The organism is Chitinasiproducens palmae (assembly GCF_900095735.1).
Classification (GTDB): domain Bacteria; phylum Pseudomonadota; class Gammaproteobacteria; order Burkholderiales; family Burkholderiaceae; genus Chitinasiproducens; species Chitinasiproducens palmae.
Map to the genome: position 1 here is coordinate 131,078 of NZ_FNLO01000003.1, position 12,900 is coordinate 143,977.

The window sequence follows — 12,900 nt, forward strand, 5'->3', positions numbered from 1 at the left end:
TCGGCAGCTCGGGCACCGCCGGTCCCGCGCACGGGCGGCACTGGCGGCACTGGGCGTCATCGGCCTGTTCTGCGGCACGGCGTCGGCGGCGCCGCTGCCGTCGTTCGACGCGGTGCGCAGTGCCTGGCGCGCGTCGGACTGGATCGTGCTCGACCGCCATGGCGAACCGATCCAGCGCCTGCGCGCCGATTTCGGCGCATGGCGCGGCGACTGGGTCGCGCTCACCGACGTCTCGCCCGCCTTCCGCGATGCGCTGCTGGTCTCCGAGGACAAGCGCTTCTATGCGCACAGCGGCGTCGACTGGCGAGGCGTCGCCGCCGCGGCGTGGGGCAATCTGTGGAACACGCGAACCCGCGGCGCATCGACGGTCACCATGCAGCTGGCCGGCCTGCTCGACGATGACCGGCGCTCGGGCACGCCGCGTTCGGTGTTCGACAAGGTCGAGCAGACCGTGGATGCGCTCGCGCTCGAACGCTCCTGGCGCAAGGACCAGATCCTCGAGGCTTATCTGAATCGCGTGCCGTTCCGCGGCGAGCTGATCGGCATCGATGCACTGTCGCAGACGCTGTTCGGCAAGGCCCCGTCGGGTCTGGACCGCCGCGAGTCGGCGGTGGCGGCCGCGCTGATTCGCGCGCCGAACGCGGGCCCCGCACGCGTCGCCGCGCGTGCCTGCCAGATCGAACAGGCGCTGGACGCAGCCTGCGACGGGCTGCGCGACTACACCCGTCGCGTGCTGGAACGCCCCTCGCGCGGCCGCGCCGACGTCGCGGACGGCGCCGAGGGCCTGGCGCCCCACTTCTCGCGCCGCTTGCTGTCGGCGGAACGCCCGGCGGCCGGCACGCGCGTGACGAGCAGCCTCGACGCGCCCCTGCAGCGTTTCGCGACGCGGGCGCTGCGCACCACCCTCACCGGCCTGTCGCGCAACGGCACGTCGACGACCGGACACATCGCGGACGGCGGCGTGATCGTGCTGGACAATGCCAGCGGCGAAGTCCTCGCCTGGGTCGGTTCGGCGGGCCGCCTGTCGTCGGCTCCCGAAGTCGACACGGTGGCCGCGCTGCGTCAGGCCGGCTCGACGCTCAAACCCTTTCTGTACGCCAGCGCCTTCGATCAACGGCGGCTGACCGCCGCCTCGCTGTTGCACGACAGCCCGATCGGCCTGCCGACCGGCGGTGGCCTTTACGTGCCGCAGAACTACGACAAGGATTTCCACGGCTGGGTGAGCGTGCGTCATGCGCTGGCCAGTTCGCTGAACATTCCCGCGGTGCGCACACTTGTGATGGTCGGCGCCGAACCGTTCGCGCGACAGCTTCGCGCATTGGGCCTGCCGCTCGAACACGACGGCGACTATTACGGTTTCAGCCTGGCGCTCGGCAGTGCCGACGTCACACTGGCGTCGTTGACCAATGCATACCGCGCGCTGGCCAACGGCGGCGTCGCCGGCCCGCTGAGCGTGCATCCGCCGCTCCGCGCCGGCGTGCCCGCCCCGCGTGCGCCGAGCGGTTTCCCGGCTCCCGCGGCCGCGCGGGTGTTCAGTCCGGCCGCGAGCTTCGTGGTCTCGGACATCCTGGCCGACCGCAACGCGCGCTTGACCACCTTCGGCATCGACAGCGTGCTGACCACGCCGTACTACACGGCAGTCAAGACCGGCACCAGCAAGGACATGCGCGACAACTGGACGGTCGGCTTCTCGCGCCGCTACACCGTCGGTGTCTGGGTCGGCAACGCGGACGGCTCGCCAATGTGGGACGTGTCCGGTGTGACCGGTGCCGGCCCGGTCTGGCGTCAGGTTCAGGACTATTTGCAGCGGCGCGGCACCGGCGGCAACCTGCCCGCGAATACCGCGCCGGCTGCCCCGGCGGGGGTCGAGCAGGTGGCGGTGCGCTTCGAGCCGGCACTCGAACCGGCGCGCGACGAATGGTTCCTGACCGGCACCGCCCAGCCAGTGGTGCGACTGGCCAGCATCCATGCGCCGACGGCGCCGCGCGCCGGCACCGCGGGCGCGCGCATTGCCGAGCCCGTCGACGGCACGATCTTCGCGCTCGACCCCGATATTCCACCTGCCAATCAACGCATCACCTTCGTGGCCGACGGCATCGCGCCGGCCGCGCGCAGCGCGCTGCGCTGGCGCGTCGACGGCCAGCCGATCGTGCAGAAAGGGCCGGCGCGCTGGCTGCCGTGGCCAGGACGGCACCGGCTCGCACTGCTCGACGCGAAGGGACAGACACTGGACGAGATCGGCTTCGAGGTGCGCGGCGCCGGCGTCAAGCCAGTCGCCGCGCGCCCGTCAACCGCCGCATCTGCGCCGGGCCGACGCTGAAGCACGCCGATCCGCAGCAGTCGCGATCGGCCCTGGCGGACCGCAGCGCGGCACCCCGCGAGCAACTCCGAGAACTTGGTTCGCAGGCCGAAACGACGGCTCGGCTGAGCACCGCATTCCGTTACGTCAGGGCAGGCAAAACCGCGCAGGCGCCGCGCTGCCGGTCAACACCCCCCATCGACACCCCTCGCCGATGCCACTTGCCAAGGCTGCCGCCGCCACCGTTCGCCAACGCCGCCCGCGAGCGCCGCGCCGCGCCGGAAGTGTGCATGACGGTCGCCGGCATGTCAGCGCCTGGCACCGTCGCGGCGCTGCTGGCCCGCTGCTGATCTTCTCTCAGCGCAGGCATCGAACGAAGCTTGTCCCGCACGCTGACGCGCGAGGCGTGCGCGGTGTACTGATACCGTCAGCGACGATGCGTTTGGATTGGCTCCGACGGGACGTAACGTGACGCGAAGACGCTCGCACGAAGGCGGCGGCGCGCTTCGGTCGCACCATGCGATCGCCGTCGTTGCGCCGCTGGTTGCGCAGCGCAAAACGGCAATCTGCCGAAAGCGCCGGGCGAGGCGCGTGGCCCGCCGCCAATGGCTGCTCGAAGCGGCCTCGAAGCGGCCTCGAAACGGCCTCGAAGCGACCTCGAAACGGCGGCCCCGACGCGGCACACGGCGTGCCCTTGGCTCATTTGGGATCGCGCAACATGCACTCGCTCGGCCGGCCGGCCGGCATCGACACAGGATGGAAACGCGACTGAAAAAGAAAAAGCCCGTTCGATTTGCATCGAACGGGCTTGAGACTGGCGGAGTGGACGGGACTCGAACCCGCGACCCCCGGCGTGACAGGCCGGTATTCTAACCAACTGAACTACCACTCCGAACTGCTGTACAACAACGCGTTCATTGCCGCGCTGCCATCGATGCGTCCAGCGCATCATGTTTGGCGTCCCCTAGGGGATTCGAACCCCTGTACTCACCGTGAAAGGGTGATGTCCTAGGCCTCTAGACGAAGGGGACAGGACCTGTCCTGCTTTCGCAGAACGGTTTGCTACTCAAACGAGGCCTGCGTCTCGCAGAACTCAAACTGGCGGAGTGGACGGGACTCGAACCCGCGACCCCCGGCGTGACAGGCCGGTATTCTAACCAACTGAACTACCACTCCAAACTTCTCGTCGACACCGCACCGTCTCGTGCGCTGCCGCTCGATGCGTCGCCGCATCCGTATCTGGCGTCCCCTAGGGGATTCGAACCCCTGTACTCACCGTGAAAGGGTGATGTCCTAGGCCTCTAGACGAAGGGGACGGTGTAACCGCCCTACTGCCGTACTGCTCAAATCGGAAGCGGATTATACCGTGTCGCTTACACTCTGTGAAGCAGCACCGGCTGCTTCGACACGCTGTCCACCGCTTCCTTGCATCGCTCGCTGCCTGACAGCCGACAGCAGCGATACCGCTTCGCCACCGACTTGCGTCGCTCGAAATGAGCAGCAGCGAAGACCGCGATTATACGCAGCAGTAATTCTTTCTTGCAAGGACTTTTGCGTGGGTTTCACACGGACGTTTCGCCGGCCTGTTGCCCTACCACCGTCAAACATTGCGTCGATCCTGCAGACGCGGGGCGACCCCTCCAGTGGCGAATGATCTGGCACGACCTCGGAGAACGCGCTCAGCGCTACCGATCGCACGGATAAGCAGGCGGTACTGCAACCAGCCGACCGATAGCGGGTGGCACACAGGCAAGGCACTGATGTCAGCCCGGCTGTTTCCGGCCCGGATCGATTGGCACCTATCGATCCAGGCTGCCCGGTGCTCGACAGCACGCGGGCCGAATCGCGCGTCTGCGTCGCTTCGCGCAACGAGCAGACCTTGCCGTGTGCCGAGTACAACGTCCGGTTCATGCCACTCATCGCGTCAATCGCGTCGTACGCCAAGGAAAAGAACACGTCTTCTCTGGCTGAGCAAAGCGATGTTTGAGCATGCGTTCGCGCCAGCGAGGAAAACGCTCATGGCCCCTCCTCGTCGCCTTTCCTTCCCGCGCTGTCCTCGCTACGTTCACGCCTTGCTCGTCGCAGCGGAACGCCGCGGATGCATTGCAATGGCAATGGCAATGGCAATGCCAGACGCTGCAACGCGTGACTGGCTTCGGACTGCGAACTTCCTTATGCAGGCCGGATGGGTGTCGCGCACTGCGGTGGGAAACGGCGAGGCATCGAACACTCTGCGCAAACGGCGCACACGCCATTCGGCTTGGCGAGCGAACGCGGGACGGGAACTTGGAAAACGCTGCGCCGCGGTTACTTGATGATGCGCGCGACCGGCGGCCGGGCTGCCGCACGCACCGACGGCACGACGGATCGCGCGACGGCCGTGGCAAAGTCAGGAAGGCAGTACCAAAACAAAATGCCAAGACGAAGTGCCAAGACGAAAAAAAAGCCCTGGAAACCAGGGCTTTTCTTCGTACAACGCTGTCTTCTACTGAAACTTGGTGGAGGTAAGCGGGATCGAACCGCTGACCTCTTGCATGCCATGCAAGCGCTCTCCCAGCTGAGCTATACCCCCGACAGAGAAAAGATTATAGATGACCGCGATGCGAGTGTAAAGGTCTTTCTCCGTATTTCGGCCAGGCTCCAGGTTTCCACCCGGTCCGCTCCGGCACCGCGGCCAACCTTTGCTCACGCGGCGCCGCGGCCGGCCATCGTCACGCGGCGCTGCGCAGGCGAGCGACGACCGTATCGCGCTCGAACAGCGCGAGTACCGCATCGATCGACGGCGTGTGCGTGGTGCCGGCAACCAGCAGTCGCACGGGCATCGCGAGTTGCGGCATCTTCAGGCCATGGGCGGCGAGCACTGCCTTCATCGCCTGTCCGATCGCCGCTTTCTCCCATGCCACGTCGGCCAGCGCATCGGCAAAGGCGGCAAGCGCCGGCTTCACCGCATCGGTGACATGCTGTGCGAGCGCATCGGCCGCCGGCGCGGGCACGCGATAGAACATGGCCGCGCTTTCGGCGAGTTCGCGCACGGTTGCTGCGCGATCCTTGAACAGGCCGACGACCGAGGCGAGTGCCGGCCGTTCCAGCGCGGTCAACCCCTCAGCGCGCAGCAAGGGCTCGACGAGCGCGGCGAGGCGCGCATCGTCGGCCTGCTTGATGTAGTGATTGTTCAGCCACTTGAGCTTTTCGCCGTCGTACTGCGCGGCCGAACTGCCCAGATGCGCCAGGTCGAACCACTCGACGAACTGCTCGCGCGAGAAGATTTCCGCATCGCCGTGCGACCAACCCAGCCGGGCCAGGTAGTTCACGATGGCCTCGGGCAGGTAGCCGGCATCGCGGTAGTCCATCACGCTCATCGCGCCGTTGCGCTTCGACATCTTTTCGCCGGCCTCGTTGAGCACCGTCGGCAAGTGTGCGTAGACCGGCGGAGTCGCGCCCAACGCACGCAGGATGTTGATCTGGCGCGGCGTGTTGTTGACGTGGTCGTCGCCGCGGATCACATGGGTGATGGCCATGTCGAGATCGTCGACCACCACGCAGAAGTTGTAGGTCGGCGTACCGTCGCCGCGCGCGATGATCAGATCGTCGAGTTCGTCGTTGGACACCTCGACACGCCCCTTGACCGCATCGTCCCAGGCCACGCTGCCGTCGAGCGGATTGCGGAAGCGCACGACCGGCAGCACGCCGTCCGGCTTCTCGGGCAGCGTCTTGCCCGGCTCCGGCCGCCAGCGGCCGTCGTAGCGCGGCTTCTCGCCGCGTGCACGCTGCGCTTCGCGCAGGGTGTCGAGTTCTTCAGGCGACGTGTAGCAGTAGTATGCCTGCCCGGCGTCCAGCATCTGCTGAATGACCTCGCGATAGCGCGGCATGCGCTGCATTTGATAGAACGGGCCCTCGTCGATGTCGAGTCCGAGCCAGTCCATGCCGGCCAGGATCACATCGACGGCCTCCTGGGTCGAGCGCTCGACGTCGGTATCCTCGATGCGCAGGATGAAGGTGCCCTTGTGATGACGTGCAAACGCCCACGGGTACAAGGCGGAACGGATGTTCCCCAGATGGATGAAGCCGGTCGGGCTCGGCGCGAAACGGGTTCGGACTGTGGAGGCAGCGGTCATCGTCGGTCAACTGAAGCGGTGGCGCGCACCGCATGGGAAAGTGGCATCGGCCGGATCAAGGCCAGACCTTTGCGCAACGCCCGGATTATAGCGCCCCGCCTCCGCTCTGCTCCGGCGCCGTCGCTGCCGGGTGCCCGTCACCGCCGTGCCGGCCCGCACGCTGCCGTCCTCCGACGACGTCGGCTCTCGCAAGGTTCTCATTCAGCCCCCTACTCGGTCCTCACCCGGTCCTCACGCGGTCCTCACGCGGCCGCGCGCCCGCCGCCGCGGCCAGCCGGGCGACGGTTCGGATCGCGCGACCTCGCCGCCGGTCCGGTCGATCGCGCGATCCGTCCCCGTCCTCCCCGGCGCCGGCGCCGGCGCGCACGACGGCGCGCTCCGGTGCGCTCCGGTGCGCTCCAGTGCGCTCCGGTGCGGCGACGCTCTTATAATCGGCGTTGCCCGGCGGCCCCACCGCCCTTCCTCCACGCCACACTCGACGATGTCCGAACACTCCGCCTTCAATCCCCGACGCCGCGCCTTGCTGGCCGGCTTCGGCAGCACCGCCGTGGTTTCGCTGGCTGCCTGTACGTCCACCCCGTCGCGCCCCAGCGCACAGACAGGAGGCAAGCCGCTGCGGATCGGACTGGCGCTCGGCGGCGGGGCCGCGCGCGGCTTCGCGCACATCGGCGTGATCAAGGCACTCGAAGCGCAGAACATCGTACCGGCATTGGTCGCGGGCACGAGTGCCGGATCGGTGGTCGGCGCGCTGTGGGCTGGCGGGCGCGACGGGATCGCGCTGAACAAGTTGGCGCTGACGCTGGACACCGACGCGCTCAGCGACTGGGCGCTCCCGTTCCGCACGCGCGGCCTGCTCAAGGGCGCCGCGCTGCAGACCTTCGTGAACCGAGAACTGAACAACCGTCCGATCGAGAAGCTTGATCGCCCGCTCGGCGTGGTCGCGACCGACCTGGCCAGTGGCGAACCCATTCTGTTCCAGCGCGGCTCCACTGGCCAGGCGGTGCGAGCGTCATGCAGCGTGCCGTCGATCTTCGAGCCGGTGCGGATCGGCAATCATGAGTACGTGGACGGTGGCCTGGTCAGTCCGGTGCCGGCCGCCTTCGCCCGCCGCATGGGTGCCGATTTCGTGATCGCGGTCGATATCTCGCAAAGCCCGGTGGGCGCCTCGCTGTCGAGTTCCGTCGACGTGCTGCTGCAGACGTTCACGATCATGGGCCAGTCGATCAAGGCCTACGAGCTCGACAAATATGCGGACGTGGTGATTCGCCCGACGCTGCCGACCATGGGCGGCGCCGATTTCGCGTCGCGGAACATGGCGGTGCTGGCTGGTGAGGAAGCGGTGCGGCAGATCCTGCCCACCTTGCGCAGCAAGCTCGCCGCAGCCCAACAACATGCCGGCGCCTGAGCGCGCGGCCCTGACGTTCGCCGCCCTGCGAGGTTCCGTTCGGCACGGTCACTGCGGCACCGGGGCGGTCATGGCCCGCGCGGCCGCACCCGTGCCGCAGAGCCACACACGATCGATCGTCGTGCAACGCTCGCAATCTGCCGCACCGGCATGAAAAAAGCCGCCCACGGGCGGCTTGCTCGCATGCGCGTCCGCTTGGGACGCCCACTGCGTCAGGCTCAGTACGACATCTTGGCGCGCTGGATGTGCGCGCGGACGTCGTTGCCCTGCGCAACATCGTCGGTGTAGACAGCGTCGTCGATACGGCGGGCGCCGTTGTAGCGCACCGACCAATAACGATCGGACAGATTGTCGACGCGAATCGTGCTGCCGGTCGACGGCGAGTGCACGAACTTGTTGTCGCCGATGTAGATGCCCACGTGCGAGAATGCACGACGCATCGTCTTGAAGAAAACCAGATCGCCTGCCTTGAGTTCGTCCGGACGAATCTTCTCGCCGACGCGGCTCATTTCTTCGGCGCGGCGCGGCAGTTCATAGTTCAGCGTGTCCTGGAACACGTATTTGACGAAACCGCTGCAGTCGAGACCGGCGTCGGGCGTGTTGCCGCCCCACTGGTAACGCACGCCGATCAAGTTCAGCGCACCGACGACCACGTCGCCGGCCTTGCTGGCCACGCCGGACAGGAAGCCGCTGGGCCCCAGCGATGCGTGACGGGCCGCGACGCCCTGGTCACCGTCCTGCGACATATCGGCGGCGCGCACGCTACCGATGATCGGCGCCGCGTTCAGCGCGCTCGGGGACAGGATGCCGGAGGTACGGGTAGCTGCCTGAAACGGGCCGTTGGTCTCGTCGGCCTGCGCGGTACCGGCGGCGCAGACGAGCGTGGAAGCGGCGAGGAAAGAGGCAAACAGGCGGAACGAGGAGCGGACTAGGCGTTGCTGCATCGGTCGGTATTCTTTACGCAGTGAAGTACTGCTAGCGGAAAAGTCTGACCGGATAGTAGCAGACAGCAAATGGCTGTCAATCAGTTCACACGTTCACAGGTGATTTTTTCCGATCTTTTACGCGCCTGATCTCGTTCTTTACCGATTTAATACGCGGGGTTGTCGGCAACCACGTCGATCGCGGCGCCTACGGACGACAACAGAGCGCGAGTATAACTGCTCCGGGGTGCCCGGAAGATTTCCTCGGTCTCGCCTTGTTCGACCACCCGGCCGCCGCGCATCACCAGCAGGCGATGCGAGACGGCGCGCACCACGTCGAGGTCGTGCGTGATGAACAGATAGGCCAGTTGGCGGCGGCGCTGCAGGTCGAGCAAGAGTTCCAGCACCTGTTTCTGCACCGACACGTCGAGGGCGCTGGTCGGCTCGTCAAGAATCAGCAGGCTCGGGTCGAGCACGAGCGCCCGCGCGATTGCAATGCGTTGCCGCTGCCCGCCAGAGAACGCGTGCGGATAGCGCGCCAGCGCGTCCGCCTCCAGTCCGACTTCCTGTAGCACCGACAGCACCTTGGCGCGGCGCGCGACGGCGTCGAGCTGCGGGCAGTGCAGACGCAGTCCCTCGGAGACGATGCTCTCGACGGTCATGCGCGGCGAAAGCGTGCCGTACGGATCTTGAAACACCACCTGCAGCTGTGCGCGCAGACGCCGTGCGTCCGCACCGCGATAGTCGCCCAGTGGCTTTCCCGCAAAGCGCACGGTACCGGCGTGCAGCGGCACCAGGCCCAGCAACGCCATGCCCAGCGTCGATTTGCCCGAACCCGATTCGCCAACCACGCCGACCGTCTCGCCCGGCCGCACCAGCAGGTCGACATCGGCAAGCGCATCGAAATCGCGCATGCCGCTGCCCGGCAGCAGCGCGCGCCAGCCAGCGGCCGTGCGGGCGGCCGTCACCCGGTAACGTACGCCGATGCCCGTGGCTTCGAGCAGCGGCGCCTCGGCCTGCGGCGGCGGCAGCGTTCCGCGACGTGGCCGCGCGTCCAGCAGCCGGCGCGTGTATGGGTGCTGCGGCGAGCCGAACACCGTCGGCACCGATCCGGTCTCGACGATGCGACCACGCTCGATCACGGACACACGATCGGCAAAGCGCCGCACCAGATGTAGATCGTGAGTGATCAGCAGCACCGCGAGCCGCCGGCCATCGGTGCCCTCCTCCTGCAGCGCGCGCAGCAGATCGACGATCTGATTGCGGATCGTCATGTCGAGCGCGGTGGTTGGCTCATCGGCAATCAGCAGGCGCGGGCGGCAGGCCAGCGCCATCGCGATCATCACCCGCTGGCGTTCGCCGCCCGAGAGCTGGTGCGGCAGGCTGTGATAGCGCCGCGCCGGATCGACGATGCCGGTGCGCGCGAGCAGATCCAGCGCCCGTTGCGCGGCCTGCGCCGGCGTGGCCGCATCGTGCAGCCGCACCGACTCCGCAATCTGCCGCCCCACCGCCTGCAACGGGTTCAGCGCGCTCATCGGCTCCTGGAAGATCATCGCGATGTCGGCGCCGCGCAAGCCCCGCATCGCGCGCTCGGGCAAGGTCAGCAGCGACTGGCCGGCAAAGGCGACCGTGCCGTCCAGTTGCGCGCCGTCGAGCAGTCGCAGCACGGCCAGCGCCGTCACGCTCTTGCCCGAGCCCGACTCGCCGACCAGCGCGTGCCGCTCGCCTTCTTCGACATCCAGATCGAGCCCGGCCAGTGCCGGCGCCGGCGCGCCCTCGAAGCGCACGCTCAGACCGCGTAGCGACAGCAGCGGCGCGCTGGCCACGCCACTGCGCGGCTCGCGAGCCGAGCCGCGCGCCGGAGCCGATCCGGCGACCGTCGTACCCGTGGTCCCCATAGTACCCGTCGTATCGCTCATCATGCGATGCCCTGCGCGGCCCGCGTCGCGCGCGTGTCGAGTGCTTGCCGCAATGCGTCGCCCATGAACGTCAGCAACAGCAGCGTCACCACCAGTACCGCGAAGCAGGCGGCCGATATCCACCAGGCATCGAGGTTCGCCTTGCCTTGCGCGAGCAGCTCGCCGAGGCTGGGTACCCACGCCGGCACGCCGAGCCCGAGGAAGTCGAGGCTGGTCAGCGCGAGAATCGCACCGCTCATCCGGAACGGCAGGAACGTTACCACCGGCGTCAGACAGTTCGGCAACAGGTGCCGCCACACGATCTGCGCATGCGACAGGCCCAGCGCGCGCGCCGCCCGCACATAGTCCTGGTTGCGATTACGCAGGAATTCCGCGCGCACATAGTCGGACATGCCGATCCATCCGAACGCCGACAACAGGACGATCAGCAGCAGCAGGCTCGGCGAGAAGATCGACGCGAAGATGATCAACAGATACAGCTCGGGCAGCGCGCCCCAGATCTCGATCACGCGCTGGGTGAACAAGTCGAAACGCCCGCCGAAATAGCCCTGCAGCGCGCCGGCGGCGACGCCCAACACGGTCCCGATCGCGGTCAGCGCCAGCGCGAACAGCACCGACACGCGGAATCCGTAGACCAGACGCGCGACAACGTCGCGTCCCCGGTCGTCGGTGCCAAGCCAGTTCTCGTCGGATGGCGGCGCCGGATTCGGACGTTTCGCGAAATAGTTCAGCGTGTTCGGGCCGTAGTGGATCAGCGGATAGATCGCGAGGTTGCCGTCGCGTTCGATGCGGTCGCGCACGAATGGGTCGAGATAGTCGGCCGGCGTCGGAAAGTCGCCGCCGAAGGTGGTTTCGGGATAGTCGTGCAGCACTGGCGCGTACCATGCCCCGTGGTAGCGCACCAGCAATGGGCGGTCGTTGCACCAGAGTTCTGCGGTGAAGCTGGCGACGCACATCGCGATGAATACCAGCAGGCTGACGTAGCCCAGCCGGTGATGACGAAAGCGTCGCCACACCTGCCGGCCGGGGCTGAGGGTTGCGGCGATAGACGTGGTGGTAAGCGCGGCGGTAGGCGCGGCGTCGGCGTTGGCGGGCGGCACGGCGGGCGGCGGCACGAGAGGCGGTTGCTGGCTGTTCATCGATTACGCGCCGCAGCGTCGAAGCGGATGCGGGGATCGACCATCACATAGGCGACGTCGGCGAGCAGCTTGGTGATCAGGCCAATCAGCGTGAACAGATACAGCGTGCCGAGCACCACCGGATAGTCGCGCCGCGTGACCGCCTGGTACGACAGCAAGCCCAGGCCATCGAGCGAGAACAGCGTCTCGATGAGCAGGCTGCCGGCGAAGAACGCGCCGACGAAGGCGGCCGGAAAGCCGGTCACCAGCGGCAGCGCCGCATTGCGGAACACGTGCCGCCACAACACCTGGCGCCCGGAGAGTCCCTTGGCGCGCGCGGTCAGCACGTACTGCTTGCGGATCTCGTCGAGGAAGGCGTTCTTCGTCAGCATGGTCAGCACCGCGAATTCGCCGATCACCGACGCGGTCACCGGCAACGCAAGGTGCCAGAAGTAATCGCCGATGCGCGCCGGCCACGACAGGCTGTGCCAGTCGTCCGAGAGCAGGCCGCGCAATGGGAACACCTGCCAGAAGGAGCCGCCGCCGAACAGGACCAGCAACAGCACGCCGAGCACGAAGCCCGGTATCGCATAGCCGACCAGCACGACGAGACTCGTCACCAGATCGAAGCGAGAGCCGTTGCGCACCGCTTTCGCGATACCGAGCGGCACCGAGATCAAATAACTCAGCAGAAAGGTCCACACGCCGATGCTGATCGAGACCGGCAGCTTCGACACGATCAGACCGGCCACGCTGCGGTGTTGGTAGTAGCTCTCGCCCAGGTCGAAGCGCGCGAAACGGCCGAGCATCGCGAGATAGCGCTCGAGCGGCGGCTTGTCGAAACCGTACAGCGCACGCAACTGCTGCAGTTGCTGTGGATCGACGCCATGCGTGGCGGCGTAAGCGGCTGGCCCGCTTACCGCCACCTCGCCGCCGCCACCCGCGTGCCGCATCTCGTAGACGAGTTGTTCGACCGGCCCGCCCGGCACGAACTGGATCACGATGAAGGTGAGCGTCAGGATGCCGAGCAGGGTCGGCACCATCAACAGCACGCGTTTCAGGATGTACGGGAACATGGAAGATTGGGTTGGACACGCCGGGCAAGAAATGCGTCGAGCCGG

Annotated in this window: 8 protein-coding genes and 5 tRNA genes; 3 read left to right on the forward strand and 10 right to left on the reverse strand. The window is 67.2% G+C overall.

Translation table 11 applies throughout. The features are described from left to right. Positions 1-40 precede the first annotated feature (40 nt). Positions 41-2,320 (forward strand): penicillin-binding protein 1C, encoded by a 2,280-nt coding sequence (gene pbpC, locus BLU54_RS06430; RefSeq protein WP_091906657.1) that lies wholly within the window; start codon positions 41-43, stop codon positions 2,318-2,320. Between the two features lie 794 nt (positions 2,321-3,114). Here pbpC and BLU54_RS06435 read toward each other — a convergent pair. The 4 genes from BLU54_RS06435 to BLU54_RS06450 all read right to left on the reverse strand — a co-directional run bounded on the left by BLU54_RS06435 (position 3,115) and on the right by BLU54_RS06450 (position 3,615). After that, a tRNA-Asp gene (locus BLU54_RS06435) sits at positions 3,115-3,191 on the reverse strand. Positions 3,192-3,254: 63 nt separating this feature from the next. Beyond that, positions 3,255-3,330: transfer RNA gene (locus BLU54_RS06440), tRNA-Glu, on the reverse strand. A 68-nt stretch (positions 3,331-3,398) separates the two neighbouring features. Further along, positions 3,399-3,475 (reverse strand) — tRNA-Asp (locus BLU54_RS06445). A 64-nt stretch (positions 3,476-3,539) separates the two neighbouring features. Further along, positions 3,540-3,615, reverse strand: a tRNA-Glu gene (locus BLU54_RS06450). Between the two features lie 422 nt (positions 3,616-4,037). On the opposite strand from BLU54_RS06450, the gene BLU54_RS23140 reads away from it, so the two are divergent. Next, complete coding sequence (locus BLU54_RS23140) at positions 4,038-4,286, forward strand: hypothetical protein (RefSeq protein ID WP_139169519.1); 249 nt, start codon at positions 4,038-4,040, stop codon at positions 4,284-4,286. A 509-nt stretch (positions 4,287-4,795) separates the two neighbouring features. Here the strand turns inward: BLU54_RS23140 and BLU54_RS06455 are convergent. Both BLU54_RS06455 and gltX read right to left on the reverse strand, forming a co-directional pair. Then, positions 4,796-4,871 (reverse strand) — tRNA-Ala (locus tag BLU54_RS06455). Between the two features lie 139 nt (positions 4,872-5,010). Beyond that, positions 5,011-6,414, reverse strand: a complete 1,404-nt coding sequence (gene gltX, locus BLU54_RS06460; RefSeq protein ID WP_091906216.1) for a glutamate--tRNA ligase — start codon at positions 6,412-6,414, stop codon at positions 5,011-5,013. Positions 6,415-6,895: 481 nt separating this feature from the next. Here gltX and BLU54_RS06465 point away from each other — a divergent pair, with 481 nt between their 5' ends. After that, on the forward strand, positions 6,896-7,819 hold the full coding sequence (locus BLU54_RS06465; RefSeq protein ID WP_091906218.1) for a patatin-like phospholipase family protein: 924 nt from the start codon (positions 6,896-6,898) through the stop codon (positions 7,817-7,819). A 218-nt stretch (positions 7,820-8,037) separates the two neighbouring features. On the opposite strand, the gene BLU54_RS06470 is transcribed toward BLU54_RS06465, so the two are convergent. The 4 genes from BLU54_RS06470 to BLU54_RS06485 all read right to left on the reverse strand — a co-directional run bounded on the left by BLU54_RS06470 (position 8,038) and on the right by BLU54_RS06485 (position 12,855). Further along, a complete protein-coding gene (locus BLU54_RS06470; RefSeq protein WP_170845050.1) occupies positions 8,038-8,763 on the reverse strand; it encodes a C40 family peptidase in 726 nt (241 codons plus the stop codon). A gap of 146 nt (positions 8,764-8,909) precedes the next feature. Continuing rightward, positions 8,910-10,661 (reverse strand): ABC transporter ATP-binding protein, encoded by a 1,752-nt coding sequence (locus tag BLU54_RS06475; protein ID WP_235837820.1) that lies wholly within the window; start codon positions 10,659-10,661, stop codon positions 8,910-8,912. Beyond that, a complete protein-coding gene (locus BLU54_RS06480; RefSeq protein WP_091906221.1) occupies positions 10,661-11,800 on the reverse strand; it encodes an ABC transporter permease in 1,140 nt (379 codons plus the stop codon). The genes BLU54_RS06475 and BLU54_RS06480 overlap by 1 nt, the downstream gene beginning before the upstream one ends. Next, a complete protein-coding gene (locus BLU54_RS06485; protein ID WP_091906222.1) occupies positions 11,797-12,855 on the reverse strand; it encodes a microcin C ABC transporter permease YejB in 1,059 nt (352 codons plus the stop codon). Before BLU54_RS06485 ends, BLU54_RS06480 begins: the two co-directional genes overlap by 4 nt. Positions 12,856-12,900: the final 45 nt, after the last annotated feature.